The following is a 26,891-nucleotide window of genomic DNA, read 5'->3' on the forward strand; positions in this document are numbered from 1 at the left end:
CAAGGCTCGATAACGCCCTTTTATTGATGGCTGACCCAGAACACGGCAGTGGAAACCACCAGGATAATCAAGAACAGAATGGCCCACGCATCGACACTGCTGTCACTTTTGCGGGCTTTGGTCGGATTGCTCATAGCATCGCCTCTTGTCGGTTTTATAGGTGATTGCACAAAGACACGAGCACAGTAAAGTTCATGATTGCCCGCATGACAAATGTGGGTATCGCGATAACCGTTCTCATTAGGCCATTTGGTTATTTGCATATACTCAAACATCACTTTTGCGCATAAACGCAAACTGGTATCGTGCGCCGGCTCCGTTGGGAGTGCGCGGCCGTGCGCGCAGATTTGCCGAGAACAGGACCTATATGTACGTATACGACGAATACGATCAGCGCATCATCGAGGACCGCGTCAAGCAGTTCCGTGATCAGACCCGACGCTATCTGGCAGGTGAACTGAGCGAAGAAGAGTTCCGCCCTCTGCGCCTGCAAAATGGCCTTTATGTTCAGCGCTTTGCGCCGATGCTGCGGGTTGCCGTGCCTTATGGCCAACTGACTTCCCGTCAGACGCGCATGATGGCCAAGATTGCCCGCGACTTCGACAAGGGCTATGCCCACATCAGTACTCGCCAGAACGTTCAGTTCAACTGGCCGGCCCTGGAAGACGTGCCGGACATCCTGGCTGAGTTGGCCACCGTGCAGATGCACGCCATTCAGACCAGCGGTAACTGCCTGCGCAACGTGACCACCGACCAGTTCGCCGGCGTTGCCGCTGACGAGCTGATCGACCCCCGCCCATGGTGTGAAATCGTCCGTCAATGGACCACCTTCCACCCGGAATTCGCCTACCTGCCGCGCAAGTTCAAGATCGCCATCAATGGCTCGACCTCGGACCGCGCCGCCATCGAAGTGCACGATATCGGCCTGGAGCCGGTGCATAACGCGGCGGGCGAGTTGGGCTTCCGTGTGCTCGTCGGCGGTGGCCTCGGTCGTACGCCAGTAGTGGGTGCCTTCATCAACGAATTCCTGCCGTGGCAGGACCTGTTGAGCTACCTCGACGCGATCCTGCGGGTCTACAACCGCTACGGCCGTCGTGACAACAAGTACAAGGCCCGGATCAAGATCCTGGTAAAAGCGCTGACCCCCGAGGTGTTCGCCCAGAAAGTCGACGCCGAGATGGAACACCTGCGCGGCGGCCAGACCACCCTGACCGACGCCGAAGTGCACCGCGTTGCCAAACACTTCGTCGACCCGGACTACAAGGCCCTGAGCAATCAGGACGCCGCGTTGGCCGAGCTCGATGCGCAGCACCCGGGTTTCGCCCGCTGGCGCACCCGCAACACCCTGGCCCACAAAAAGCCGGGCTATGTGGCCGTGACCCTGTCGCTGAAACCTACCGGTGTTGCACCGGGTGACATCACCGACAAGCAACTGGACGGCGTCGCCGACCTGGCCGAGCGCTACAGCTTCGGCCAACTGCGCACCTCCCACGAGCAGAACATCATCCTCGCCGACGTTGAACAGTCTCAACTGTTCACCCTGTGGGGCGAGCTGCGCGAGCAGGGTTTTGCCACGCCCAACATCGGCCTGCTGACCGACATCATCTGCTGCCCGGGCGGCGACTTCTGCTCCCTGGCCAACGCCAAGTCGATCCCGATTGCCGAATCGATCCAGCGCCGTTTCGACGACCTGGACTACCTGTTCGACATCGGCGAGCTGGACCTGAACATCTCCGGTTGCATGAACGCCTGTGGTCACCACCACGTCGGCCACATCGGCATCCTGGGCGTGGACAAGAAAGGCGAAGAATTCTACCAAGTGTCCCTGGGTGGCAGCGCCAGCCGCGATGCGAGCCTGGGCAAGATCCTCGGCCCGTCCTTCGCCCAGGAAGCCATGCCTGACGTGATCGGCAAGCTGATCGACGTGTACGTTGAACAGCGCACCGAAGATGAGCGTTTCATCGACACTTACCAGCGCATCGGCATTGACCTGTTCAAGGAGCGCGTCTATGCAGCGAATCATTAAGAACAACGAAGTCCTCGACGAAACCTGGCACCTGCTGCCCAAGGACGCGAGCTTCGATGGCATCTCCAACTGCGACGACCTGATCGTGCCACTGGCCCTGTGGCGCGAGCACGCTCACGCCCTCAAGGCCCGCGACGGCGGCCTGGGTGTATGGCTGGACGCCGATGAAGAAGCCGAAGAGATCGGTGATGACGTGGAGCACTTCCAGGTCATCGCCCTGAACTTCCCGGCCTTCACCGACGGTCGCAACTACTCCAACGCCCGCCTGCTGCGTGACCGTTATGGTTACAAGGGCGAGCTGCGGGCGATTGGCGATGTGCTGCGCGACCAGTTGTTCTACCTGCGCCGCTGCGGGTTCGATGCCTTCGCCTTGCGCGCGGATAAAGACCCGTATGAAGCGCTGGAAAGCCTCAAGGATTTCTCGGTGACGTACCAGGCCGCGACGGATGAACCGTTGCCGTTGTTCCGCCGCCGGTAACCGCTGGAAGTCGTTTAAAAATACCCCTCATTGAGGGGTATTTTTTTGCCCGGCTTTTCTATCGATTCTCAAGCGTCAGAGTGACCAGCGCATCGTCGTTGAGGTCGGCGGCAAACTTGCCCATCAGTCGCACCAGGTCGTCGATGTCCTGCTGTTCCCAGGTGGCGAAAATGGCCATCCCCATTCGCGTACGTGCCTCATCCACCCGATCCGTCATTGCCTTGCCCTGCGGGGTGATCACCGACTCGCGAACCCGGCGGTCCTTGGCACTTTCCTGGCGGTCGACCAAACCGAGGCTTTCCAGCTTCGCCACCTGGCGGCTGACCGTGGTGTAGTCGCGTCCCACGCGGTCGGCCAGCTCCACAACGCCGATCGGCCCCAGCCGCTCCACCAGCACCAGCAGCGGAAAAAGTGCCCGATCAAGGGCGATACCCGCCTCCCGGACCATCACTTCGTCGCGCTGCGGCCGGTTCATGGCACCGACAATTTCAATCAGCGCCCCGTGAAGCTCGCGAATCTGAAGACCTATAGGTGTATTTTGCACGCTTTCTGTTGACACGGAATCTTCCTTGCTCAAATATATGTGCATATTACATATAAAGGCAGTCCAGATGAAAGAGCAATGCGCAGTCGACGTTCTGATTTGTGGTGCCGGTGCGGCCGGTTTGACCCTGGCGATCGACCTGGCGCGACGAGGCATTTCCTTCCGGCTGATCGAAAAATCCCCCGCGCCGTTCCACGGCTCGCGGGGCAAGGGTATTCAACCCCGCACCCTGGAAATATTCGAAGACCTCGGCATTCTCGACCGGATCACCGCTGCGGGCGACGTCTACCCGCCCGAGCGGCGATACAACGAAGATGGCAGCCACATCGACGCCGAGGTTATCGAGCTCTCGGCGCCAACGTCAGCCGAACCTTATCAGCAGCCTATGATGCTGCCGCAGTTCCTCACCGAACAGGTGATGCGCGAGCGCCTTCTGGAATTGGGGCACCGCCCGGCGTTTGGCTGCGAGTTAGTCAGCTTCGAGCAGGACAGCCACGGCGTGACCGCATATTTGGTCGGCAACGAAGGCAAACAGACACTGCGTGTACGTTGGCTCATTGGCGCAGACGGCGGCCGCAGTGTGGTACGCCGCACGCTGGACCTCGGATTTCCTGGGCAGACCCTCGGGGTCCGTGCCATCGTAGCCGATGTGCTGATGACCGGCCTGTCGCGTGACTACTGGCACCGGTTCAGCACTGAGTGCATGACAATGCAGGTCGCAATCTGCCCATTGGCGGGGACCGAGCTGTTTCAGATACAGGCGCCGATTCCGCTGGACACAGAAGTTGACCTCAGCGCTGAGGGGCTCATGAACATGGTGGCAGAGCGCACGGGTCGGCAGGACATTCATATCGACTCTGTCTCCTGGGCGTCGGCCTACACGATGAATGCGCGGCTGGCCGATCACTATCGCGTAGGACAGGTATTTCTTATCGGCGATGCCGCGCACATCCACCCACCCACCGGCGGCCAGGGCCTCAATACCAGCGTGCAAGATGCCTACAATCTGGGCTGGAAGCTGGCGGCGGTGACGGCCGATGCGCCCGAAGCGTTGCTCGACACCTATGAGGAAGAGCGACGGCCTGTGGCAGCCTCGATGCTCGGCCTGTCGACCAGGCTGCTGGACGGAATGAAAAAGGGCAACATGCGCCGCGGCCGCGAGGTGCACCAACTCGATATCGGGTATCCCCACTCCTCGCTCGCAGTGCAACCGGCAGAACGAGAAGGCCGCTTGCTCGCCGGTGACCGGGCGCCCGATGCAACCGTGCGGGACGCCAGCGGCCATTCGTCCCGGCTATTCAAGCTGTTCCAGGGCGCGCATTGGACATTGCTGGGCTATGAGGTGGAACGCGGGTCACTGAAGCCTGCCGCCGGGCTGCATATCCATCGCTTCGGGCCGGGCGGCGACCTGGTGGATGATCAGCGACAGTTCAATGACGCTTACAACCTCGACCATGGCGAATGGGTGCTGGTGCGCCCCGATGGCTACGTCGGCGCGATCTTCACAGACGTTGAGAAACTGCACGGCTACCTCGCCCAAGTGGGGCTCAGCGCCGAGGCGTTTTAATGTCGGGCTCAGGCAGTTGGCTGCAACGCCAACTGCACCGCGCCATCAACACTCAAGCCGCTGATCAATACCTGGGGAGCACACGCCTCAGGCAGCGTCTGCAACACCTCCTGCGCCTCATGCCGTACGCGGGCCAGCACCAGGCATTTGCCCTCCCCTCGCACCTGTACGAAAAATGCCTGCAATGCCTCGATGCTGGTGCCGTCCAGGTCGGGGGATTCTTCCAGGCTGAGCACTACCGTGTGCACCGGTAACGTAGCGTGCCGCATCAGGCTCAACACCGCCCCCAACACTCGCTCGGCATTCGCGAAGAACAGCGCTTCACTGGGCCGCACGATCAGCACACCGGGGATCCGTTCAGCGCTCGGGTGATGCAGCAAGTCGACAAAATCATGCCCACCGTCAATGCGCCCCAACTCGCGCACGTCCGCCGACGACATCTGGCGCAACATCAACACCACGCTGATCCCGACCGCCACCAATAACCCATCCAGCACCCCCAGCACCAACACCGCCGCCACCGCGCAAATCACCAGCAACCGGTCGCGCCGCCAGGAGAAATAGCGGCCCAGGGGCTGCAGGCTCAAGCCACGGCCCAAGGCGTAAATGACGATGGCGGCAAGCACCGGCTCCGGCGTCAATGCCACCAGCGGCAGCACCGTCAGCACGATCGCCAACACCACCAGCGCCGCCACGGCGCCCGCCAGCCGCGAGTTGGCTCCCGCCGCCTCATTGGCCGATGTCGCCGAATACCCGGCGCCAGTGGGCATGCCCTGGAACAGCCCGGACAGCAGGTTGGCGGCCCCCAGCGCCAGCAGGTCACGGTTGGATGACACGCGATCACCATGCTTGAGGGCGAAGGAGCTGATGGAGCCGTAGGACTCGGCGTAAAGAATCATCACCATGGCAAACGCCAACTCTCCCAGGCGCAGCCAGTCGGCGAACGGCAACACCGGCAAATGCGCCAGTTCCAGACGCAGGTCGATGACGCCGATCAACGCCACGCCATGGGCCTGCAGATCCAGCCACTGGCCGGCGGCAATCCCGAGGATCACCACCAGCAACCCGCCCGGCAGGCGCCGAACTCGCGCGCATAGCCAGAGCAGCAGCAACGCGACGCCCGCGACGGCAGCGGCGGCCCAGTTCCAGCGCGGCAGTTGCTCCAGGAGCTGGGGCAGGAAGCGAATCAGGTTGTTGTCGGTCAGGTGCACGCCCACCACGCTGGCCAACTGCTTGAGGATGATCGTCAGCGCCAGGCCAAAGGCAAAGCCACGCAACACCGGCTTGGCGATAAACGAGGTCAGCCCGCCCAGCTTGAGCATCCCGGCCAACAGGAAAAACGCCCCCGTCACCAGTACCAGGCCCATTGCCAGGCTCAGCCTGAGTGCCGGGTCATCCCCCGCCAGCGTTGCCGTGGCCGCCGCCAGCACCGCTGCCGAGGACGATGTGGCAGAGACAATCGCGAAGCGGCTGGTGCCAAACAGGCCGTAGCACAACAATCCGGCAAACAAGGCGATCACGCCCGCCTGGGGCGGCAACGCGGCGATGCTGGAATAGGCCACGGCCTCGGGCAGCAACAGGCCGGCGATGGACAGGCCGGCCAGCAAGTCTTGTGCACGGTTCGGCGTGGTGTCGCTCTCAGGCTTGGTGTTCAATCCCTAATTCCCTGGCAAAAAAAACGGCCAATCCGCTGTCTGCGAATTGGCCGTGATCATTGCACTGAAACCGGGTGCTGTCAGGACACCAGCGAATAAATCAGCGCGGTAATCGCCACCAGGCCCACCGCCGTCACGAACACGTTGGACGCCTGGCCACGGTACTTGGCCATCGCCGGCACCTTGCGGATCGCGTACATCGGCATCAGGAACAGGATCGACGCAATGATCGGCCCGCCCAGGGTCTCGATCATGCCGAGGATGCTAGGGTTGAGGGTCGCGACGATCCAGCACACCACCAGCATGAAGGCAGCCGTCATGCGGTCCAGGGTCTTGGCAGCCGGGCGACGGCCGCTTTTGAGCACCAGGCCCTTGAGGCCTTCACTGGCGCCGATGTAATGGCCCAGGAACGACTTGGCAATCGCCACAAACGCGATCAGCGGCGCGGCGAACTCGATGGTCGGGTTGCTGAAGTGGTTCGCCAGGTAGGACAGGATCGACAGATTCTGCGCCTTGGCTTCGGCCAGTTGCGCCGGCGACAGGGTCAGTACGCAACTGAACACGAAGAACAGCACCATCACTACCATCAGGATGTGTGCCCGGGACAGGATCTGCGAGCTGCGTTCCTCGGCGTGTTCGCCGTACTGGCGCTTCTGGTCCACCGCAAAGGCCGAGATGATCGGCGAATGGTTGAACGAGAACACCATCACCGGAATCGCCAGCCACAGGGTATGCAGCAGCGCCGACGGGGCCGGAACGGTGCTGGCGGTGCTGAGGATGCCGCCGTTCCAGTGCGGCACCAGGTACACGGCGAGGAACAGCAAGGCGACGATAAAAGGATACACCATCAGGCTCATGGCCTTGACGATCACCTGCTCGCCACACCGCACCACGGCCAGCAGGCCGAGGATCAGCACCAGCGACAGGATCGCCCGCGGCGGCGGCGCGATGTGCAGTTGATGCTCCATGAAGCTGCCGACGGTGTTGGTCAGCGCCACGCTGTAGATCAGCAGGATCGGGAAGATCGCGAAGAAGTACAGCAAGGTGATCGCGGCGCCGGCCTTGAGGCCGAAATGTTCTTCGACCACGTCGGTGATGTCCGAGCCTTCACGGCCCGAGAGCACAAAGCGGGTCAGGCCACGGTGCGCGAAAAACGTCATCGGGAATGCCAGCAGCGCGAGGATCACCAACGGCCAGAAGCCGCCAAGGCCCGCGTTGATCGGCAGGAACAAGGTGCCGGCGCCGATGGCCGTACCGAACAGGCCGAGCATCCAGGTGGTGTCCTGGCGGCTCCAGCTTGTGAGGGTTGCAGGTGTCGTTGCGTAGCGTTCGTCGACGCTATTGGCCTGATCATTCATCCGTTCGGATCTCCGCATTCACTCAGTCGAGACGAGTCAGAAAAACCTGACAGGCAGCGCCACGACCGAAACAGGGGCGCGATTGTCCGGGATTCGCTTGAAGAAGCAAAGACTTAGCTGAGGAATGGTTGTGCAGTGCAGAGGATTGAAGACGTTTCCGGCAGGGTCAATTTTACATTTCATAAGAAATCTATTTTATAAATTCATCACGTCATGTATTTTTAAAGCACGCCCCTCACTGGACTACCTGCCATGCCAATCGTGCGCATCGACCTTCGGAAAAACCCCGACGTCACCTACGCCAAGCGCGTCGGCGTATTGATCTACAACGCCATGCACACGGCCATCGGCGTGCCTGAACACGACAACTTCCAGATCCTCACCGAGCACGATGAACACCACTTCATCTATGACCCGGAGTACCTGGGCATCCAGCGCACCGACAACCTGGTGATCATCCAGATCACCCTGAATGAAGGCCGCAGCACCGAGCAGAAAAAGCTGTTGTACAAGACCATCGCCGAGAGCTTGAACCGTGAACTGGCGGTGCGCCTGGAAGATGTGTTTATCAGCCTGGTGGAGGTCAAGAAGGAAAACTGGTCGTTCGGCAACGGGATCGCGCAGTACGCCAGCTAAACGTTTTATGATGCCACCCATCCCTGCCACCACCTGATCCAGAGAGCCCTCGATGCCACGCGTGTCCCGCAAACAAGCCGAACTCAACCGCGAAATCATCGTCGAGGCCGCCACGCGGCTGTTTCGTGAACGGGGCATCCATGGCATCAGCGTGTCGGACGTGATGGCCGCCGCCGGGCTGACCCATGGCGGTTTCTACGGGCACTTCGAGTCCCGCGAGGCGCTGGCCACGGAAGCCTGCAACCGGGCATTCGAACAATCGAGCGAGCGCTGGCAGGCCAGGGTCGAGCAGAGCCCCGACCCCGAGACTGCACGCCTGGCATTGATCGATCCTTATCTGTCTGCGGCCAATCGCGACCACCCCGGGGACAGTTGCCCGGTAGCGGCGTTTGCCGGGGAGATATGTCACGAAGCGGTCGACAGTCCGCTGCAGCAGAGCTTTATCCAAGGCTTTGAGGCATCCGTGGGGATCCTGAGCGCTACCCAGGCGACCGGCACACCTGAGGGTGACCGCCAGGCCGCCATTGCCCAGTACGCGATGATGGTAGGCGCAATTACCCTCGCCCGTGCGACCAAGGGAAACAGCCTGTCTGATGAATTCCTCGAAGCAGCCAGAAATCTGCTGATCCCGCAAAAAAACCTCGACTGACGCGTTGACAGGCAAACGCCAGCGCCAGCATGATCGGCCCATGAACATTTTCCAGCTGGCCCTCACCCGTACCACCACGACCGCTCCCGGCGGGTCGTGTGGTAGCGGTGAGTGGCGCGCAACCTAAGCCACCCGGATTTACCCAAGGCCCCGCCAGCAATGGACGGGGCCTTTTTATTGCTCCGCCCATTCGGCAACCACAAGGAGCAGTACCATGCCTGACAACAAGCGCCCCGCCCTGTTGGTCATCGACATGCAGGTCGGCCTGTACGACGGCCCGGAAAAACCCTATGAACGCGAGCGCGTACTCGACAACATCAACCAGCTGATTCAGCGCGCCCGACACGCTGGCGTGCCGGTTTTCGCTGTACGTCACACCGGCCCTGCGGGTTCGCCCATCGAGGTGGGCAGCCCGTTTTGGCAACTATGGCCAGCACTGGAGGTTGATGAAGCTCGCGACACGGTTTTCAATAAAACCCGGCCCAGCTGTTTTCTCGGCACCGAGCTGTCGCAGCAACTGGCGGCGGCACAGGTGAATGAACTGGTGATCGTCGGGATGAAAACCCAGTACTGCATCGACACGACGTGCCGAGTGGCCGTGGAGCTGGGGTTCTCGGTGCTGCTGCCGGAGGATGCCCATACTTGCATGGACACTCCGGCGTTATCGGCCGCATCGATTATCGAGCACCATAACGCAACCTTGGCCGGGGCATTTGTGCAGCGTGTGAAAGCTGACGATATCTGCTTCTAAAGCCTGGAGCTTTACCTAAGCCGAGGTTCTCAATACGTTGCGCAGTTCGCCATTGATCGCGCTCTGCGCAACAGCCAGTTGCTCCACCAGATCACCGGCTGCGTGCGCCGTTAACGCAATCACTGGACGGTCCCAGTCGTAATTTCTTATTACATTGATGCGGAACCCACCATGGGTATCGAAGGAGGGGTACCAGCCGACATCCAATATAAGCCCACCGGCGTATTCAACCTGAAGCATGTCCTCTTTCAACAGGTGAACCTGACTCTCCATCGCCCCATCCTGCAAGATGGAGAGATCATCATGGGTGACGTTTCCGTCAATAAAGCCTAGTGAGATCAACTTGTTAACCTCCTGAATTCCTGCTCGGAAACCGGATGACCATGTATGACGCCCGCGCTTGACTCAATTCGAACCCAGTAACTGGGCTTGCCATCACTGGCACCTATGACTTGCGGGTACTCCCTGAGTTTCCAGGGTTTTGCATGAGTGCTTGGCACTCCATTTTTATAGGCTTCTCGCTCAAGCTTTTCAATATTTATACCGGGCTTGTATTTGGCCGGGCCGTATCGGGTGCTGCTGACAATATCTTCCCAAGCTAGGTTTTTTGATGGGCTGTGCTTGTAGCCATAAGGGGTCCACTCGACGATTTCGGGGGTGGCAGGAACATGCATCCATGACGTCTCTGCTAAGGAAAGTCGTCGAAGTCTGCGGCAGTAAAAAGGACTGGGACGAGCGGTCTGGAAAATCAGATTAGGCTGGTGAGAAATGAAATTTTTCTGCGGTAAAGAAACGATCGGGACTACAAATCCCGCATAATCCAAGCCTCTAATCCTTCAGGAAGAACCTTCCGATGCCCGTCACCGTTCTGGTCCTGGTTGAAACCATCAACGACTACCTGCCGATCATCGAAGGCAATGGCTTTCACGTGATTCTTGCGCCCACCCCGGCCGAACGCGCCAAGGCCATCAAGACCCACGGCGGGCAGGTCCAGGCGGTGCTTACCCGTGGCCCGCTGGGCCTGTACGCCGAGGAAATCGCCGCGCTGCCGCTGCTGGAGATCATCTGCGTGATCGGCGCCGGGTATGAACACGTGGACCTGCAAGCCGCCAGCAACCGTGGAATCGTGGTCACCAATGGCGCCGGGGTGAATGCGCCGTCGGTGGCCGACCACGCCATGGCGTTGTTGCTGTGCCTGGTGCGGGACATTCCCCGGGCGGACGCAGCAGTACGGCGCAGCGAATGGCCCAAGATAATGCGCCCTTCCCTGGCCGGCAAACAGTTGGGCATTCTCGGCCTGGGGGCCGTGGGCCTGGAAATCGCCAAGCGGGCCGCCCTGGGTTTTGGCATGGAGGTGAGTTATCACAACCGCCAGCCCCGCGAAGATGTGGACTACACCTACTGCGCCACCGCCGTGGAACTGGCGCGGGCCTCGGACTTCCTGATCCTGGCCACCCCGGGCGGCGCCAGCACGCGACATTTGATCGACCGCCAGGCCCTCGACGCACTGGGGCCCAACGGTTTCCTGGTGAACATCGGCCGTGGCAGCGTGGTGGTCACCGCCGACCTGATTACCGCCCTGGAGCAACGGCGCATTGGCGGCGCGGCACTGGACGTGTTCGACGATGAACCCAACGTGCCCGACGCGCTCAAGCGCCTCAGCAATACCGTGCTCACGCCCCACGTCGCCGGCCTGTCGCCGGAAGCCGCCCATGACACCGTGCAGCGCGTGGCGGACAACCTGCTGGAATACTTTGCCGGCCGCCCTGTGCTGACGCCCGTAGCACTGCCTCCGCGAAAATAATGGCCAATAGCCATAACTTCTCCAAAACCTGACTACACTGCCTGAGGGGATATTCAGGATGCCGGTACTGGATCGGCGAAGGAACGCAGGATGGTTTGCCAAGGACCCGGCTCGGCCCGCCAACGCGGTGCAATAGGACTGATGGGTGCGATGACCCTGGGGGTCGCACTGTTGTTCCTGTTGCTGGTGGTCGACAGCGGCCGGCTGTACCTGGAAAAGCGCAAGCTGCAACGGGTTGCCGACACCGCGGCCCTGGAAGTGGTCACCCGCGGCGGCGCTTGCGTGACGCCGAATACCAACGCCGCGCAATTCGCGATCCAAAGCGCAGCCCGCAATGATTTCCCGCTCAACGCAGACCGTACCCTGGCGACCACCTGCGGCACCCTGGTCACCGGGGCTGACTTCATGCGCGCCTTCAGCCCCAATCCCTCAAGGTCCGATGCGATCCAGGTCATCGCCACCCACCGCGTCGTCACCAGTATCGCCAACCGCCTGTTCATGCTGCTCTCCACCGGCCCTTTCGAGCCGACCATCCGGTTGCAGGCAGTGGCCGTGGCCGCCGTGCCCGCGCCCCCGGTGGCCGTACTGACCATCCGCAGCACCTTGCTGACCGTGGACAGCACCAAGTCCGCCGCACTCAATGCGTTGATCGGCGGACTGCTGGGGGGCAAATTGCAACTCGACGCGGTGGGCTGGAAGGGCCTGATCAATACCGATATCAACCTGCTCAGTTACCTGGACGCGCTGGCGATTCAATTGAAGGTCAGCGCCGGCAACTACGACGAGTTGCTCAAGACCGACGCCAGCGTCGGCGATCTGATCCAGGCCGCGATAGATGTACTCAAGCTGGGGGGCGATGCGGTCAAGGTGGTGATCAATAACCTGGAAGCGATCAAGCTGATTGCGCCCGGCACCAAGATCCTGCACCTGGGCGACCTGCTGACCATCCAGAACGGCACCGACAAGAGCGCCCTGGACGTTAACCTGCAACTGTTCAACCTGATCCAGGGGTTTGTGCAACTGTCGAACAAGTACAACGCGGTCGCGGTGGAGCTGCCGGTGGATGTGCTGGGACTGCTGAATATCACGGTCAAGACCAAGGTCATTGAACCGGCACAGGTTTCCGCCATAGGTAACCCCAAGCTGATCGCCACCCAGCCGATCTACGTCAGGACCGCGCAAGTCAGGACGTTGATCTCGGTGAAACTGCCGGCAATCGGCGCGGTGAACGATTTACTGGGCGGGGTAACGGCGCTGGTGGGCATCTTGTTAGGCAGCTCCTTTGACCCCAAAATCGGCCAGCAAATCGATGTAGCACTGGAAGCCGCCAGCGGCAGCAGCACGGTCACCGGATATCGCTGCAACGGGCCTGCGGACAAAGCCTTGTCGGTGCTCGGTACCACCTCGGCGGTTAGGCTGATGGTGGGCCAGATCGACCCAAAAAACCTGTTTTCCTCCACAGCACCACTGAACGTTGACGAATTCCCATTACTCGACCTTGGGGTGAAGACCTGTAGCAACGGTGTCTGCGATCCCCGGCAACCGTATGGCGTGGGTGGCATCAGCCTGAAGATCGACAGCAGCGTGGCCAAGACCGTCCGGAACCACACTTACCTGTCGCCGCCCGAGGTGAAAAGCCCCCCGGACTACTTCAGTTTCAGTTCCAACAACGTGGTGGGCAGCTTGAGCAACACCCTCAATGGCATCCAGTTGATCAACCATCCACCGACACAGGGCGGACTGATTGGGCTGGTGCTGAACCTGGTGGTCGGCCTGGTCACCGGCGTACTGAATCTGCTCAGCGGCATCATCTCCGGACTGCTCAGCCCGCTCCTCGACCCGCTGGTCAATAACCTGCTCGCCGGCCTGGGCATCGACCTGGCAAAAGTCGAAATCGGTGCCAACCTGTCCTGCAACCCCGGCGGGCGCGCAGTTCTGGTGATCTGAGCACATCAAGCCCGCTGATCATCGGCCAACACGCTAACCTATTAAGCCGCCCCAACCTTGTGGCTTGGCGGCCGCGCGCATTAGATTAGCCAATAGTCCAAGGCCTTAAGAATAAGCAGAAGGGATAAGCATGGCGCTTAATGACCAATCGACCCAGATTCGCCCCGGCGAAGAACTTGATGCCAGCCTCATCGATCCCTACCTCAAGGCCCATATCCCGGGCTTGAGCGGCAGCGTCAAAATCAGCCAGTTCCCCGGGGGGGCCTCCAACCTGACGTACCTGCTGGAATACCCCGGCCAGGAATTCGTGCTGCGCCGCCCGCCCTTTGGCCACAAGGCCAAGTCCGCCCACGACATGGGCCGCGAATACCGGATTCTCAACCAGCTCAAGGACGGTTTCCCGTACTGCCCCAAGGCTTACGTGCACTGCACCGATGAGTCAGTGATCGGTGCCGAGTTCTACGTGATGGAGCGGGTCAACGGGATCATCCTGCGCTCGGACCTGCCGCCGGAACTGGGCCTGGACGCGGCGAAAACCGAAGCCTTGTGCAAAAGCTTTATCGACAAGTTCGTCGAGCTGCACCAGGTCGACTACAGCGCCTGCGGCCTGGCCGACCTGGGCAAGCCCGAAGGTTACGTGGAGCGGCAGATTCGCGGCTGGAGCGACCGCTACGAAAAAGCCCTGACCCCCGACGCCCCAAGCTGGGAAGCGGTACGTGCCTGGCTCAACGACAAGATGCCGGCCGACCACCCCACCTCGAGCATCGTCCACAACGACTACCGCTTCGACAACGTGATCCTCGACCCGCATAACCCGATGCAGATCATCGGCGTGCTGGACTGGGAACTGACCACCCTCGGCGACCCGCTGATGGACCTGGGCAACACCCTCGCCTACTGGATCGAAGCGGCCGACCCGGCCCCGGTGCAACTGATGCGCCGCCAGCCGAGCAACGCCCCCGGCATGCTTACCCGCCGCCAGTTCGTCGACTACTACGCCGAACGCTCCGGGATCCAGATCGACAATTTCGACTTCTACTACACCTACGGCCTGTTCCGCTTGGCCGGCATCGTGCAGCAGATCTACTACCGCTTCTTCCATGGCCAGACCCAGGACAAACGCTTTGCGCAGTTCATTCACATGAACAAGCTGCTTGAGCAGATGAGCCTGAATGTCATCAAACAGTCTTCCCTCTGACCCTCTTCAAGGAAAAACCATGTCCAAGACCCAACTGTTCGACCTCGACGGCAAGATCGCTTTCGTTTCCGGCGCCAGCCGCGGTATCGGTGAGGCCATCGCCAAGTTGCTGGCCCAGCAAGGCGCCCACGTGATCGTGTCGAGCCGCAAGATCGACGGCTGCCAGCACGTGGCCGACGCGATCATCGCCGACGGCGGCAAGGCCACGGCAATTGCCTGCCATATCGGCGAAATGGAACAGATCACCAACGTGTTTGCCGCGATCCGCGAACAGTTCGGCCGCCTGGATATCCTGGTCAACAACGCCGCCACCAACCCGCAGTTCTGCAACGTGCTGGACACCGACCTGGGCGCGTTCCAGAAGACCGTCGACGTGAACATTCGCGGCTACTTCTTCATGTCCGTGGAAGCCGGCAAGCTGATGCGCGAAAACGGCGGTGGCAGCATCATCAACGTGGCCTCGATCAACGGGATTTCGCCGGGTGTGTTCCAGGGCATCTACTCGGTGACCAAGGCCGCCGTGATCAACATGACCAAAGTCTTCGCCAAGGAATGCGCGCCGTTCGGCATTCGTTGCAACGCACTGCTGCCGGGCCTGACCGACACCAAGTTCGCCTCGGCACTGGTGAAGAACGACTCGATCCTGAAAATGGCCCTGGCGCAGATCCCCCTCAAGCGCGTGGCCGACCCGAGCGAGATGGCCGGCGCGGTGCTGTACCTGGCCAGCGATGCGTCGAGCTACACCACCGGTGTATCGCTGAATGTGGACGGTGGTTTCCTGTCCTGATTCGGCTGGCGGGTGACTTGCGGTAATCTTGCGGGTGATTGCTTGCCTCTGGATGAAACATGGAACTGCACGTCGTTATCAAGGGCCGCAAGGACCTGGCCGAACAGCTTTACCAGCAATTGCGCACGGCCATTGAGTCGGGACAACTGGTGGCCGGGTCGCAATTGCCTCCCAGCCGCTTGCTGGCCCTGCAACTGGGCGTGTCGCGCAAGACAGTCTCAGACACCTACGCGGCGCTGACCTACGAAGGGTTGTTGGTCGGCAGGATCGGCCGTGGCACGTTCGTCAACGCCTGGGCCACGCGCCGCGAACACCTGCAAAGTGCCGCCGACCTTGCCTGCGCCGCCAACCTGGCCAAGTGGCAGGCCCTTCCCGCGCCCATGGGTCACCCCAACCGTGAAACCCGCCCGAGCCGGGACTTTATCGGCGGTGCCACCGCCCGCAGCCAGTTCCCCCAGGATGAATGGCGGCGCTGCACCCTCGATGCCTTGCGCCGTATCTCACAGGACAGCGGCTTCTACAGCCGGCCAGAAGGCTTGCCGGCCCTGCGCAGTGCAATCGCCGGGCATATCGCATTTTCCCGTGGGGTCAGGTGCAGCGAAGACGACATCGTAGTCACCAACGGCGCCCAGCAGGCGCTCGACCTGATCGCCCGCGTGGTGCTGGAACCGGGCACCGTCGTCGCCATGGAAGACCCCGGCTACACCCCGGTGCGACTGATGTTCGACGCCATGGGGGCGACCGTGGTGGGCGTGCCGGTGGACGAACACGGCCTGCGGGTCGACTTGATTCCCGACGGCACGCGGCTGATCTACGTGACACCGTCGCATCAGTTCCCCCTGGGCATGCCCATGAGCGTGCCGCGCCGTGAGGCGTTGCTGGCACGTGCGCTGGCGTTGGGCGCCATCGTGATCGAGGATGACTACGACAGCGAATTCCGCTACGAGGGCCGCCCCACCGACTCCCTGCAAAGCATGGACACCCGCGGCGTGGTCGCCTACGTCGGGACCTTCTCGAAAACCCTGCTGCCGGAGTTGCGCCTGGGCTACACGGTGTTGCCGCCGGCGATTTTCGGCGCGGTGCTCAAGGCCAAGCAACTCACCGACCAGCACAGCTCCACCCTGCCGCAATGGGCCCTGGCCAAGTTCATCAGCGAAGGCTACCTGCTCAAGCACATTCGCCGCTGCCATGGGGTATATGCCGGGCGCCGGGAACGGATTCTGCAGCGCCTGGCGGGGGACCTCTCGCCGTGGTTCGACGTGGTGCCCACCGTGGCCGGGTTCCATCTGGCCGCACTGTGCAAGGTGCCGGTGAATATTCCGCAGCTTACCCAATTGGCACGGGAGGCTGACGTGGGGCTCTATCCGCTGAGCGTGTTTTTCCACGACACACCGGTACGCGAGGGACTGAAGATCGGGTTTGGCGCGATCGAAACCCTGGACATTGACCCGGCACTGGACGTGGTGCGGGATATCCTGCGACAGATTGGCTGAGGGAATTTCCGCCGGATTGGCTATTGGTCAAATCCGGATCGGGGCCTAGGGTGAACGGGTCTCGACTCACTCGGAGCCTCACCATGAAAGTACTGCTCGGCACCACCCTGCTGCTGGCCTCGTTAAGCGCCTTTGCCCACGACCCGGTGTACAACCAGGAAAAGATCAACGTGTTGCAGGAACACGCCCTGGCCAACGTCCCCGGCAAGAAAACCGTGATGCTCACCGTGGACTACGCCCCGGGCCAGGCCACCGTGCCCCATAGCCACACCGGCACGGCCGTGGCCTATGTGCTGGAAGGTGCAATCACCTCGCGGGTCAACGATGAGAAGGCGATCACCTACAAGGTCGGCCAATCGTTCTACGAGCCCGCCGGCTCGCGGCACTTTGAATCCAGCAATGCCAGCCAGACCCAACCGGCGAAACTGCTGGTAGTGATGGTGATGGATGACAAGGCCGACGTGCTCACGCCGCTGCCCCACTAACCCGCGCCACCGCACCCTCCTGTGGGAGCTGGCTTGCCGGCGCCCACAGTTATAACCGCGCACAGTCAGTGGCTCAGGGTCGTTTGAAGTGGTGGCGCAGGTGTTCGATTCGAGGCCGGCAGGTACAGCCTTCAAGGTGGTCGTTGACCATGCCCATCGCCTGCATGAACGCATACATCGTGGTCGGGCCCACATAGCTCCAGCCACGTTTCTTCAGGGCCTTGGACAAACGTGTTGACGCGGCTGACGTGGGGTTGGCCGTCCAGTACGCCATGTCCACCACCGCCGGGCGCTCATCGGCGGCCGGTTCAAACGACCACAGCCACGCCGCCAGCGAACCGGTCTCATCCACCAGCTCACAGGCGCGCCGGGCGTTGTTGATGGTGGACACGATCTTGGCGCGATTGCGCACGATGCCCGGGTCGGCCATCAATCGCTCGATGTCCTGCTCGGTGTACTGCGCCACCCGGCGAAAATCAAAGCCCTCGAACGCCCGGCGAAACGCCTCGCGCTTGCGCAGGATGGTGATCCACGCCATGCCCGCCTGAAAACCTTCCAGGCAAATCTTCTCGTACAGCGCAATGTCATCGGCCACCGGCACGCCCCATTCGTGGTCGTGGTAATCCGGGTACTCCGGCGCCGCCGTGCGCCACGTACAGCTGGTGACGCCCGCCGCGTCCGTGATCAATCCTGGAATATCCATAACTCACCCTGTGAACCAAGCCCGGGATGATAAGCGAAAAAAATTCCGGGCCGCCAACCGCTCAAGCACGAACCTTGCGGACCAACTGGTCAGACCGGGACCTGCCATCCGCGTAATATTTACTTGCGACTTGAAAAAAACCGAGCGTAGACTGGCCCCGCACTGGACATACCGGTCAGACCACAACAATTAAGCCCTGGACCCACCAGGGCACCGAATAGAGATCCTTCCCATGCTCAGATGGTGCTCGCGTTCGATTTTCCTGCAAGTCGTGATTGGCCTGGTGATCGGCATAATCTGCGGCCTCGCCCTCCCTGAATTCTCCTCGCAACTCAAACCCCTGGGTGACGGCTTCATCAAGCTGATCAAAATGCTGATTGGCCTGATCGTATTCTGCGTGGTGGTCAGCGGTATTTCCGGTGCCGGCGACTTGAAGAAAGTCGGGCGCATCGGCCTCAAGTCGGTGATCTACTTCGAAGCACTGACCACCGTGGCCCTGGTGATCGGCCTGATCATGGCCTTCAGCACCGGGATCGGCACCGGCGCCAATATCCACCTGGAGCAACTGTCGTCTGCCGGCCTGAATGAACTGGCAGACCGCGGCCAACACATCAAGGGCACCAGCCAGTTCCTGATGGACCTGATCCCCAACTCGGTGATCGGCGCCTTCGCGGACAACAACGTGCTGCAAGTGCTGTTGTTCTCGGTGTTGTTCGGCAGCGCACTGAACCTGGTGGGCGAAGCCGCTTCCGGCATCTCGCGGTTGATCAACGAGCTGAGCCACGTGATCTTCCGCATCATGGGCATGATCGTGCGCCTGGCGCCCATCGGCGTGTTCGGCGCCATCGCCTTCACCACCAGCACGTATGGCCTGGATTCCCTGCAACACCTGGGCAGCCTGGTGGGCCTGTTCTACCTTACGTGCTTCCTGTTCGTCGCGGTGATTCTGGGGCTGGTGATGCGCCTGTCGGGCCTGCGGATGATGCCGCTGCTCAAGTACCTGCGGGAAGAACTGTTGATCGTGATGGGCACCGCGTCCTCCGATGCCGTGTTGCCACAGATCATGCGTAAACTGGAACACCTTGGCATTGGCAGCTCCACCGTGGGCCTGGTGATTCCGACCGGGTACTCGTTCAACCTCGACGGTTTCTCGATCTACCTGACCCTGGCCATCGTGTTTATCGCCAATGCCACCGGCACACCGCTGTCGATGACCGACCTGCTGACCATCCTGCTGGTGTCGCTGATCACCTCCAAGGGCGCCCACGGGATTCCGGGTTCGGCACTGGTGATTCTGGCGGCGACACTCACCGCAATCCCGGCGATTCCGGTGGTGGGCCTGGTGCTGGTGCTGGCGGTGGACTGGTTCATGGGCATTGGCCGGGCGCTGACCAACCTGATCGGCAACTGCGTCGCCACCGTTGCCATCGCCCGCTGGGAAAAAGACATCGATATCCAGCGCGCCAACAAGGTGCTGGACGGGCAACAAGGGTATGCCTTCCAGGCCAAGAAGCCGGTGCTGCCCGCCCACCAAGAGTTCTGATGAGACAGACTCACCCCCTGTGGCGAGGGAGCTTGCTCCCGCTGGGGCGCGAAGCGGCCCCAAAAAATGGGCCTGCTGCGCAGTCCAGCGGGAGCAAGCTCCCTCGCCACACGAAGCAGACAGTCCAATTTAAAGGGAGCCACACGTGATCACCTCGTCAACCGTCGTCAATTCAGTGGTAGAAAAACTGCGCGCCGCCCTGGCGAGGGGTCAGTGGCGGCGCGGCGAGATGCTGCCCGGCCAGCGTGAACTGGCCGAGCAAATGGGCATCAGCCGCCCGAGCCTGCGCGAAGCGGTGATCGTGCTGGAAACCCTCGGCCTGGTACGCTCCATGCCCGGCAAGGGCGTGGTGGTGCTGGAAACCACCCTCAGCGAATCCCAGGCCCAGGACAGCGGCGTGGCGGACGCCAGCCTCGAAGACATCCTGCAACTGCGCTACACCCTCGAGCCCTTTATCGTAGGTTTAGTGGCGCAATCCATCAGCAGCAAGGAAGTCGGGCAACTGCGCCTGACCCTGATGGACATGCGCGAAGCCCTCGACGCCGGCGACAGCGAAGCCGGGATGAACGCCTACATCGCGTTCCACGAAGAACTGTTCGCCCTGACCTCCAACCCGATCTTCCAGAACGTGGTGCAACAAACCAGCAACGCCCTCAAGCAAAGCGCCCAGGTACTGCGCAACTCCCCCGAACACCTGGCGGAACGCTTGCAGGAAAACGACGCCGTGGTGCGGGCGATCCGCAACAAGAACAGCGCCCTGGCCAGCGCCGAAATGCGCCGGCATATCCTGCAGGAAGGCTTGCGCATGGGCATTCGCTTGAACATCCCGGATGACCATCTGGGTAGCTGACTTCCAGGAGACCGCGCATGACCGCTCACGCCCTGCACACCCCTTTCCCCTTTACGCCGTTGCGCCTGGTGGGCAAGCCGAAACTCTCGGTGGACGACATCTACCCGGCACTGTTCGACGCCATTCTTGAGCAACGCATCGCCCCCGCCAGCCGTTTTACCGAGGAGAGCCTCGGGCAAAGTTTTGGCGTCAGCCGCAGCGTGATTCGCCGGGTGCTGGCGCGGCTGTCGCACCAGCAAGTGATCATCCTGCGGCCCAACCACCGCGCCCAGGTGGCGGCACCGGATGCACAACAGACCCAGCAGATTCTCGAGGCGCGACGCCTGACGGAAATCACCGTGGTGCAGTTGGCGTGTGCCCAGGCGAAACCGGCGCAGATCCGCCAACTGCGGGAGTTGATCGCACGGGAGCGCGACTGCATCGAGCGTGACGAGCGCGGGCCGGCGATTCGCCTTTCCGGGGAATTTCACCTGCAATTGGCGGCAATTGCGGGCAACGCGCCGCTGGCACAGTTTCTCAACAGCCTGGTGCCGCTGACCTCATTGGCGATTGCGCAGTTTGAGGCCAAGGCTTGCACGTATTGCGCATGGCAGGAACATAGGGCGATTGTGGATGCGGTGGAGCATGGCGATGCCGGCAAAGCCGTCAACTTGATGACCCGGCATCTGGATCATCTGGAAGCCAAGCTACTACGCAGCAATTGATCACACTGTTTTAACCTGTGGCGAGGGAGCTTGCTCCCGCTGGGACGCGCAGCGGCCCCAAAAACGGGACTGCTGCGCAGCCCAGCGGGAGCAAGCTCCCTCGCCACAAGTTGAGATAACACGCCGATAATCAAATGCAAAAAAGCCCGATATCTTTCGATACCGGGCTTTTGGTTTTACCGCTCAATCAAGCCAGTTACAGCACCGATTGACCGCTCATCGCCAGGTCCAGCAACTCACGGTTGGCTACCGCGTACATGGCGTAGTCCGTGCCGACTGCAGCACGAATCTCCACCATCATGGTGCGCCAGCGATCAGCCATGTCCTGGTGCTGCTCAAGCCACAGGGCCACGCGGGCTTCCATGTCTTCTGGCGCATCGGCCATTTGCAGTACGGAAATGGTGATCGCCCGTTGCTGCCAATCCACGTCATCGCGGAAGGCTTCGCGGGCCTGGGCCTGCCAGTTGTTGCCCACGGGCAGGCTGCTGATCTGCTGCAGGTACCACGGCAAGTCCAGGGCGCTGCCGACGGCGAAGTAAGCCTTCGCGACGTCTGCCGCACTCTGGCCTGTCACGTCGGCGGCTTCGATGATTGGCAGCAGGGTGTACAGGTGGGTAGTGCCTGCAACCATGCGCGCCAACAACTCCGGCACACCGGCTTCGACGTAAGCCTGGTAACGGTTCTGCCAACCTTCGCGGGTCGGGCCTTCCAGCAGTTCGTCGAGCTTGAGGCCCAGCGCGGCAAGGTGTGGACCGAAGTGCGCAACATCACGCCCCGCATCCTGTTCGTTGCGACGGCTGCGCAGGAACCAGCGCGTGGCACGGCGGCCCAGGCGCATCAGCTCGTCCATCAGCTCCAGTTGCACGTCGGCCGAGACCTGGTGGTCCAGGGCTTCGATCTGACGGAACCAGTGCGGGAGGTGGAAGATGTCTCGCACGATCACGTAGGCGCCCGCCACGTTCGCCGGGCTCATGCCGGTGGACTCTTTGAGGCGCTGAACGAAGGTGATGCCCATGTGGTTGACCAGGTCGTTGGCGATCTGGGTGCTGACGATCTCGCGCTTCAGACGGTGGCGACGCATGGCTTCGGAGAACTTCGCCACCAGGCTCGGCGGGAAAGCGGTCTCCATGTCACGGGTCAGGTAGTCGTCATCCGGCACCAGGGATTTGAGCAACGCTTCCTTGAGGTCGATCTTGCTGTAGGAGATCAGTACCGACAGCTCCGGACGGGTCAGGCCCTTGCCCGCAGCGGCGCGCTCGTTGAGCTGCTCCTCGGTCGGCAGGTACTCGATGGCACGGTCCAGCTTGCCACGGCCTTCCAGGTCGCTCATCAGGCGCTTGTACTCGGCCACGCGCTCGAAGGCTTTGCGGGCAGCCAGGGACAGGGCCTGGGTTTGCTTGTAGTTGTTGCCCAACACCAGGCTGCCGACTTCGTCGGTCATGCTCGCCAGCAACTGGTTGCGCTGCTTGTCGGTCATGTCACCGGCCTGCACCACTTCGTTGAGCAGGATCTTGATGTTCACTTCGTGGTCGGAGCAGTCCACACCACCGGCGTTGTCGATGAAGTCAGTGTTGGAACCGCCGCCATTGAGGCCGAATTCCACACGACCCAGCTGAGTCATGCCGAGGTTACCGCCCTCGCCCACCACCTTGCAGCGCAGCTCGTTGCCATTGACGCGCAGGGCGTCGTTGGCCTTGTCGCCCACATCGGCGTGGCTCTCGGTGCTGGCCTTGACGTAAGTACCGATACCGCCGTTCCACAACAGGTCCACCGGTGCCTTGAGCAAGGCATTCAGCAGTTCGGTCGGGGTCAGCTTGTCGGCCTGGATGTCGAAGCGTTCTTTCATCTGTGGCGAGATGGCAATGCTCTTCGCGCTGCGCGAGAAGATACCGCCGCCTTCGGACATGATGCTGGTGTCGTAGTCGGTCCAGGCCGAGCGCGGCAGGTCGAACAGGCGCTGACGTTCAGCGAAGCTGTTGGCCGGGTTCGGGTTTGGATCGATGAAGATGTGCAGGTGGTTGAAGGCCGCGACCAGTTGCAGCTTGTCGGACATCAACAGGCCGTTGCCGAACACGTCGCCGGCCATGTCGCCCACGCCCACTACGGTGATGCTGTCTTGCTGGACGTTGATGCCGCGCTCACGGAAGTGACGCTGCACCCCCACCCACGCGCCCTTGGCGGTGATGCCCATTTTCTTGTGGTCGTAACCGGCAGAACCGCCGGAAGCGAACGCATCACCCAGCCAGAAGCCGTAGTCGATGGCGATGCCGTTGGCGATGTCGGAGAAGGTCGCAGTGCCCTTGTCCGCTGCTACTACCAGGTACGGGTCATCGTTGTCGTGGCGCACCACGTTCAACGGTGGCACCAGGGCGCCGTCTTTCAGGTTGTCGGTAATGTCCAACAGGCCGGAAATGAAGATGCGGTAGCAGGCGATGCCCTCGGCCGCGATCTCGTCCCGGCTGCCGCCCAATGGCAGACGACGCGGCAGGAAACCGCCCTTGGCGCCCACCGGCACGATTACCGAGTTTTTCACTTGCTGGGCTTTTACCAGGCCCAATACTTCAGTGCGGAAGTCTTCTTCACGGTCAGACCAGCGCAGGCCGCCGCGAGCGACGTTACCAAAGCGCAGGTGCACGCCTTCAACCCGTGGCGAGTAGACGAAGATTTCAAACTTCGGCACTGGTTTGGGCAGCTCAGGAATCGCGTGCGGGTTGAACTTGAAGCTGAAGTACGACTTGTTCTGGCCGTTGGCGTCAGCCTGGTAGAAGTTGGTCCGCAGGGTGGCCTTGATCAGGTCCAGGTAGCGACGCAGGATGCGGTCTTCGTTGAGCACCTGAACGTCGTCCAGGGCCGTGAGGATCGCTTGTTCCAGGCGTTGCTGCTTGTCTTCGAGGTCTTCGGCGGTGAGCTTGCGCGCCAGGTAGAAACGGGTCTTGAACAACCGGGTCAACTCGCGGGCGATGTCGGTGTGGTTGTTCAGGGTACTGGCGATGTAACCCAGGTCGAAGCCCAGGCGAATCTGCTTCAGGTAACGGGCGTAGGCACGCAGCAGCGCCACGTCGCGCCATGGCAGGCCGGCCGTCAGCACCAGGCGGTTGAACGCATCGTTTTCGGCATCGCCGTGCACGATATGCACGAATGCGTCCTGCAGGGTGTCGTTCAATTGCTGGATATCGAGGTTCACGCCTTCGGCGGCGATGAACGCGAAATCGTGAATCCAGAACTCGCGGCCATTGGCATGACGCAGGCGGTACGGGAATTCACCCAGGACACGCAGGCCGAGGTTTTCCAGGATCGGCAGCACATCGGACAGCGCCAGCGGCGTATCGGCGTGATACAGCTTGCAATGCAGCTCGCGCTGGCCGGAAACCTGGCCCAGCGGCTGGTAGAAACTCATCACCAGCGGGTTGGCTTCGGTCAGGCTGAGCAAGTGCTGCATGTCGACCACGGCCGAATGCGCGGCGAAACGCTCGCGGTAGCCGGCCGGGAAACCTTTCGGGAAATCAGCCAGCACGTTGGTGCCATGGGCTTCGCCGAAGCTTTCCACCACCAGGCTGGAGTAGTCGTCCTGCCAGCTGCGGCAGGCCTGCACCACTTCTTTTTCCAGTTGCAGCGGGTCGATGTCCAGGCGGTTCTTCGGGTCTACCCGCAGGATCAACTGCACGCGAGCCAGTACGGACTCGGAGAAGAACGTCCAGAACTCGCAGTCCGAGGCTTTCAGGCGATCCATCAGCACTTGCTGGATCTTCTGGCGCACTTCGGTGGAATAGATGTCCCGCGGCACGTAGGCCAGGCAGTAGCAGAAACGGCCGTACGGGTCTTTGCGCAGGAACACGCGGATCTTGTTGCGTTCCTGGATCTGCACGATCGACATCACGGTGCTGAACAGCTCGTCCACCGGGGTCTGGAACAGGTCATCACGGGGCAGCACCTCGACCACCTGAGCCAGTTCCTTGCCCAAGTGCGCCTTGGCCTGGAAGCCCGAGCGACGCTCGATTTCCGTCACCTTGCGACGGATGTAAGGAATCACCCGCACGCTTTCGCCGTACACCGAGGAGGTGTAGAGGCCCATGAAGCGGCATTCCTTGATGACCTTGCCGTCGGCGTCGATCTGGCGGATCGACACGTAGTCCGGGTAGGCCGGGCGGTGCACGCGGCTTGGGTGTGCAGCCTTGGCGAACGACAGCACGGCCGGCTCACGCAGGTAGTTCACCGCGTAGTCTTCGATGCGCAGCTCGTCGGTAGTCAGGCCCGGGCGCAGCAGTTTGGTCAGACCGAGGAACGAGTTGGCGTCATATTCGATATGACCGCCGTCCGCCTCGTCACGTACCACGAACTCTTCGTAGCCGAGGAAGGTGAAGTGGTTGCCCACCAGCCACTCCAGGAAGCTCTTGATCTCGGCTTTTTCTTCGCCGTCGATCACGTACGGGCTGGCGTCGATACCGGCCAGCAGCTCCTGGACCTTGGCTTTCATCGGTTCGAAATCGGCGACTGCAACGCGCACTTCGCCCAGTACCTGCTCAAGTTCCTTGCTCAGGACACTCAGCTCGGCGGCGTTGGCGCAACGGTCGATTTCCAGGTACATCAGCGATTCTTGCTGAACGTCTTCGCCCTGGGTGCCTTTGGGCAGGATTTCCAGCAGTTCGCCCTTCTTGCCACGACGCACGCTGAGTACGGTGGTTTGCAGGGTGTGGATGCTGTAGCCACGGCGGTTCAGCTCGGTACGCACCGAGTCCACCAGGAATGGCAGGTCGTGGTGCAGCACTTCGACCGCGGTGTGGGTCGATTGCCAGCCATGACGTTCGTAATCGGGGTTGTAGACCCGCACTTGCGGTTGGTTGTGATCAAAGCGCTCAAGCAGGCGCCAGGCAGACAGGGTGCAACCGGCCAGGTCGGACAAGCGACGCTGGGTCAGTTCATCCAGGGAAATGATGCCGAAGAATTGTTCAGCGAACAGCGCCACTTGTGGCAGTGCCTGTTCACTGATGTGCTGCGCCAGTGCCGCTTGCAGTTGGTGCTGGAAGTCGGCTTTGCTGGCTGCGGTGAAGAACGCCATCTGTGGTACTCCGCTTGGGCTTGTTATTGATGGAAGCGTCGCGTGTTATCCCCTTGCGGGGAGACCGTCAGCTCTGTTCGCGGTCTACAGTAACGAATTCAGAGTGACAGGTGGGTGAAGCTGGACAAGACAATGAGGTCACATTCAACTTCCATAAGATGCGCACCTTGCCAGGTGACGGTACGACGGGCAGGTCAGACTCCTGGCGAGGCACATCCGTTGCGCAGCTTAACGAGTGTAGGAAGCAAGCTGCTTGCGACGCTGCGACATATTCGGTCATCGGCACGCTGCCGGCGGGTTGCGACTTGGGCAACCGGGTGTTTTCGGAGAAATCCCGGGGCGCCGAGTACCGGAAATGACTGATATTGCCCGCCAGGTCATGCCTCAAGGTCTGACACACGATGCAGCACAAAATTCGCCGCATTTTCGCCAGCATGCCGCACGCCTCCTGAGAAAGTGAATCATCAGGGTAAATTCTCGGTGGTCGCCCCCTTCCCAATAGAGAGGCTGAACTCCCAATCACATCAAAAGCTAAATGAGTGATTTGTCGAACCGCTCTTAGTTTGCCTACCTCTCACAAAACCATAAACATCACAAACCATTGAAACAGCTGCGTACAACCGCAGCTAAGCCAAAAAATCAAACATAGACAACTAT

At 61.2% G+C, this 26,891-nt stretch carries 22 protein-coding genes; 15 read left to right on the forward strand and 7 right to left on the reverse strand.

Features of this window, described 5'->3' with window-relative positions; genetic code table 11:
- Positions 1-367: 367 nt before the first annotated feature.
- Both AC3WKX_RS24360 and AC3WKX_RS24365 read left to right on the forward strand, forming a co-directional pair.
- On the forward strand, positions 368-2,026 hold the full coding sequence (locus AC3WKX_RS24360; RefSeq protein WP_003210800.1) for a nitrite/sulfite reductase: 1,659 nt from the start codon (positions 368-370) through the stop codon (positions 2,024-2,026).
- On the forward strand, positions 2,010-2,504 hold the full coding sequence (locus AC3WKX_RS24365; RefSeq protein ID WP_003210798.1) for a DUF934 domain-containing protein: 495 nt from the start codon (positions 2,010-2,012) through the stop codon (positions 2,502-2,504). Before AC3WKX_RS24360 ends, AC3WKX_RS24365 begins: the two co-directional genes overlap by 17 nt.
- A gap of 58 nt (positions 2,505-2,562) precedes the next feature.
- Here AC3WKX_RS24365 and AC3WKX_RS24370 read toward each other — a convergent pair whose 3' ends face one another.
- Positions 2,563-3,063 (reverse strand): MarR family winged helix-turn-helix transcriptional regulator, encoded by a 501-nt coding sequence (locus tag AC3WKX_RS24370; RefSeq protein WP_256579747.1) that lies wholly within the window; start codon positions 3,061-3,063, stop codon positions 2,563-2,565.
- A 52-nt stretch (positions 3,064-3,115) separates the two neighbouring features.
- Here AC3WKX_RS24370 and AC3WKX_RS24375 point away from each other — a divergent pair, with 52 nt between their 5' ends.
- Positions 3,116-4,615 (forward strand): FAD-dependent oxidoreductase, encoded by a 1,500-nt coding sequence (locus AC3WKX_RS24375; RefSeq protein ID WP_102604660.1) that lies wholly within the window; start codon positions 3,116-3,118, stop codon positions 4,613-4,615.
- Between the two features lie 8 nt (positions 4,616-4,623).
- Here AC3WKX_RS24375 and AC3WKX_RS24380 read toward each other — a convergent pair whose 3' ends face one another.
- Complete coding sequence (locus tag AC3WKX_RS24380; protein ID WP_102604661.1) at positions 4,624-6,270, reverse strand: SulP family inorganic anion transporter; 1,647 nt, start codon at positions 6,268-6,270, stop codon at positions 4,624-4,626.
- Positions 6,271-6,350: 80 nt separating this feature from the next.
- On the reverse strand, positions 6,351-7,628 hold the full coding sequence (locus AC3WKX_RS24385) for a serine/threonine transporter (protein WP_102604662.1): 1,278 nt from the start codon (positions 7,626-7,628) through the stop codon (positions 6,351-6,353).
- A 252-nt stretch (positions 7,629-7,880) separates the two neighbouring features.
- On the opposite strand from AC3WKX_RS24385, the gene AC3WKX_RS24390 reads away from it, so the two are divergent.
- From AC3WKX_RS24390 to AC3WKX_RS24400, 3 genes are all read left to right on the forward strand, one after another.
- On the forward strand, positions 7,881-8,264 hold the full coding sequence (locus AC3WKX_RS24390; protein WP_003210790.1) for a tautomerase family protein: 384 nt from the start codon (positions 7,881-7,883) through the stop codon (positions 8,262-8,264).
- A 52-nt stretch (positions 8,265-8,316) separates the two neighbouring features.
- Positions 8,317-8,913, forward strand: a complete 597-nt coding sequence (locus AC3WKX_RS24395; protein WP_102604663.1) for a TetR/AcrR family transcriptional regulator — start codon at positions 8,317-8,319, stop codon at positions 8,911-8,913.
- Between the two features lie 214 nt (positions 8,914-9,127).
- The gene (locus tag AC3WKX_RS24400; protein ID WP_102604664.1) at positions 9,128-9,664 is read left to right on the forward strand and encodes a cysteine hydrolase family protein; all 537 of its coding nucleotides are present in this window, start codon (positions 9,128-9,130) and stop codon (positions 9,662-9,664) included.
- Positions 9,665-9,679: 15 nt separating this feature from the next.
- Here AC3WKX_RS24400 and AC3WKX_RS24405 read toward each other — a convergent pair whose 3' ends face one another.
- Positions 9,680-10,006: a hypothetical protein gene (locus AC3WKX_RS24405; protein ID WP_003210784.1), complete on the reverse strand. Its 327-nt coding sequence runs from the start codon at positions 10,004-10,006 to the stop codon at positions 9,680-9,682.
- Entirely contained in the window at positions 10,003-10,488 is a 486-nt protein-coding gene (locus tag AC3WKX_RS24410) for a hypothetical protein (protein WP_146013708.1), read from the reverse strand. Before AC3WKX_RS24410 ends, AC3WKX_RS24405 begins: the two co-directional genes overlap by 4 nt.
- Positions 10,489-10,517: 29 nt before the next feature.
- Between AC3WKX_RS24410 and AC3WKX_RS24415 the strand changes: the two genes are divergently transcribed.
- The 6 genes from AC3WKX_RS24415 to AC3WKX_RS24440 all read left to right on the forward strand — a co-directional run bounded on the left by AC3WKX_RS24415 (position 10,518) and on the right by AC3WKX_RS24440 (position 17,378).
- Entirely contained in the window at positions 10,518-11,468 is a 951-nt protein-coding gene (locus AC3WKX_RS24415; RefSeq protein WP_087692887.1) for a 2-hydroxyacid dehydrogenase, read from the forward strand.
- A 90-nt stretch (positions 11,469-11,558) separates the two neighbouring features.
- Positions 11,559-13,415, forward strand: coding sequence for a pilus assembly protein TadG-related protein (locus AC3WKX_RS24420; RefSeq protein WP_102604665.1), 1,857 nt, complete (start codon positions 11,559-11,561; stop codon positions 13,413-13,415).
- Between the two features lie 130 nt (positions 13,416-13,545).
- Positions 13,546-14,613 carry a phosphotransferase family protein gene (locus AC3WKX_RS24425; RefSeq protein ID WP_003210778.1) on the forward strand — a complete coding sequence of 356 codons (1,068 nt, stop codon included), beginning with the start codon at positions 13,546-13,548 and terminating at the stop codon, positions 14,611-14,613.
- 19 nt (positions 14,614-14,632) lie between these two features.
- Positions 14,633-15,400 carry an SDR family oxidoreductase gene (locus AC3WKX_RS24430; protein ID WP_003210776.1) on the forward strand — a complete coding sequence of 256 codons (768 nt, stop codon included), beginning with the start codon at positions 14,633-14,635 and terminating at the stop codon, positions 15,398-15,400.
- A gap of 59 nt (positions 15,401-15,459) precedes the next feature.
- Complete coding sequence (gene pdxR / locus AC3WKX_RS24435; protein ID WP_102604666.1) at positions 15,460-16,893, forward strand: MocR-like pyridoxine biosynthesis transcription factor PdxR; 1,434 nt, start codon at positions 15,460-15,462, stop codon at positions 16,891-16,893.
- Positions 16,894-16,976: 83 nt separating this feature from the next.
- Positions 16,977-17,378 carry a cupin domain-containing protein gene (locus AC3WKX_RS24440; RefSeq protein WP_003210770.1) on the forward strand — a complete coding sequence of 134 codons (402 nt, stop codon included), beginning with the start codon at positions 16,977-16,979 and terminating at the stop codon, positions 17,376-17,378.
- Between the two features lie 73 nt (positions 17,379-17,451).
- Here the strand turns inward: AC3WKX_RS24440 and AC3WKX_RS24445 are convergent, their stop codons facing one another.
- Positions 17,452-18,081 carry a DNA-3-methyladenine glycosylase I gene (locus AC3WKX_RS24445; protein ID WP_102604667.1) on the reverse strand — a complete coding sequence of 210 codons (630 nt, stop codon included), beginning with the start codon at positions 18,079-18,081 and terminating at the stop codon, positions 17,452-17,454.
- A gap of 232 nt (positions 18,082-18,313) precedes the next feature.
- Between AC3WKX_RS24445 and AC3WKX_RS24450 the strand changes: the two genes are divergently transcribed.
- The 3 genes from AC3WKX_RS24450 to AC3WKX_RS24460 all read left to right on the forward strand — a co-directional run bounded on the left by AC3WKX_RS24450 (position 18,314) and on the right by AC3WKX_RS24460 (position 21,178).
- Entirely contained in the window at positions 18,314-19,624 is a 1,311-nt protein-coding gene (locus AC3WKX_RS24450; RefSeq protein ID WP_008433031.1) for a C4-dicarboxylate transporter DctA, read from the forward strand.
- A gap of 145 nt (positions 19,625-19,769) precedes the next feature.
- The gene (locus AC3WKX_RS24455) at positions 19,770-20,474 is read left to right on the forward strand and encodes a FadR/GntR family transcriptional regulator (protein ID WP_003212959.1); all 705 of its coding nucleotides are present in this window, start codon (positions 19,770-19,772) and stop codon (positions 20,472-20,474) included.
- 17 nt (positions 20,475-20,491) lie between these two features.
- Positions 20,492-21,178 (forward strand): GntR family transcriptional regulator, encoded by a 687-nt coding sequence (locus tag AC3WKX_RS24460; protein ID WP_102369279.1) that lies wholly within the window; start codon positions 20,492-20,494, stop codon positions 21,176-21,178.
- Positions 21,179-21,374: 196 nt separating this feature from the next.
- Here AC3WKX_RS24460 and AC3WKX_RS24465 read toward each other — a convergent pair whose 3' ends face one another.
- The gene (locus tag AC3WKX_RS24465) at positions 21,375-26,234 is read right to left on the reverse strand and encodes an NAD-glutamate dehydrogenase (protein WP_102604668.1); all 4,860 of its coding nucleotides are present in this window, start codon (positions 26,232-26,234) and stop codon (positions 21,375-21,377) included.
- Positions 26,235-26,891 lie beyond the last annotated feature (657 nt).

The sequence above is a fragment of the Pseudomonas sp. GP01-A4 genome, from assembly GCF_058780865.1.

What these genes read in the sequence shown, in the direction of transcription:
- AC3WKX_RS24365 (WP_003210798.1), top strand. Translation starts at nt 2,010, where the DNA reads ATGCAGCGAATCATTAAGAACAACGAAGTCCTCGACGAAACCTGGCAC.
- AC3WKX_RS24415 (WP_087692887.1), top strand. Translation starts at nt 10,518, where the DNA reads ATGCCCGTCACCGTTCTGGTCCTGGTTGAAACCATCAACGACTACCTG.
- AC3WKX_RS24445 (WP_102604667.1), bottom strand. Translation starts at nt 18,081, where the DNA reads ATGGATATTCCAGGATTGATCACGGACGCGGCGGGCGTCACCAGCTGT.
- AC3WKX_RS24375 (WP_102604660.1), top strand. Translation starts at nt 3,116, where the DNA reads ATGAAAGAGCAATGCGCAGTCGACGTTCTGATTTGTGGTGCCGGTGCG.
- AC3WKX_RS24420 (WP_102604665.1), top strand. Translation starts at nt 11,559, where the DNA reads ATGGTTTGCCAAGGACCCGGCTCGGCCCGCCAACGCGGTGCAATAGGA.
- AC3WKX_RS24425 (WP_003210778.1), top strand. Translation starts at nt 13,546, where the DNA reads ATGGCGCTTAATGACCAATCGACCCAGATTCGCCCCGGCGAAGAACTT.
- AC3WKX_RS24400 (WP_102604664.1), top strand. Translation starts at nt 9,128, where the DNA reads ATGCCTGACAACAAGCGCCCCGCCCTGTTGGTCATCGACATGCAGGTC.
- AC3WKX_RS24460 (WP_102369279.1), top strand. Translation starts at nt 20,492, where the DNA reads ATGACCGCTCACGCCCTGCACACCCCTTTCCCCTTTACGCCGTTGCGC.
- AC3WKX_RS24450 (WP_008433031.1), top strand. Translation starts at nt 18,314, where the DNA reads ATGCTCAGATGGTGCTCGCGTTCGATTTTCCTGCAAGTCGTGATTGGC.
- AC3WKX_RS24465 (WP_102604668.1), bottom strand. Translation starts at nt 26,234, where the DNA reads ATGGCGTTCTTCACCGCAGCCAGCAAAGCCGACTTCCAGCACCAACTG.
- AC3WKX_RS24385 (WP_102604662.1), bottom strand. Translation starts at nt 7,628, where the DNA reads ATGAATGATCAGGCCAATAGCGTCGACGAACGCTACGCAACGACACCT.
- AC3WKX_RS24395 (WP_102604663.1), top strand. Translation starts at nt 8,317, where the DNA reads ATGCCACGCGTGTCCCGCAAACAAGCCGAACTCAACCGCGAAATCATC.
- pdxR (WP_102604666.1), top strand. Translation starts at nt 15,460, where the DNA reads ATGGAACTGCACGTCGTTATCAAGGGCCGCAAGGACCTGGCCGAACAG.
- AC3WKX_RS24390 (WP_003210790.1), top strand. Translation starts at nt 7,881, where the DNA reads ATGCCAATCGTGCGCATCGACCTTCGGAAAAACCCCGACGTCACCTAC.
- AC3WKX_RS24360 (WP_003210800.1), top strand. Translation starts at nt 368, where the DNA reads ATGTACGTATACGACGAATACGATCAGCGCATCATCGAGGACCGCGTC.
- AC3WKX_RS24440 (WP_003210770.1), top strand. Translation starts at nt 16,977, where the DNA reads ATGAAAGTACTGCTCGGCACCACCCTGCTGCTGGCCTCGTTAAGCGCC.
- AC3WKX_RS24430 (WP_003210776.1), top strand. Translation starts at nt 14,633, where the DNA reads ATGTCCAAGACCCAACTGTTCGACCTCGACGGCAAGATCGCTTTCGTT.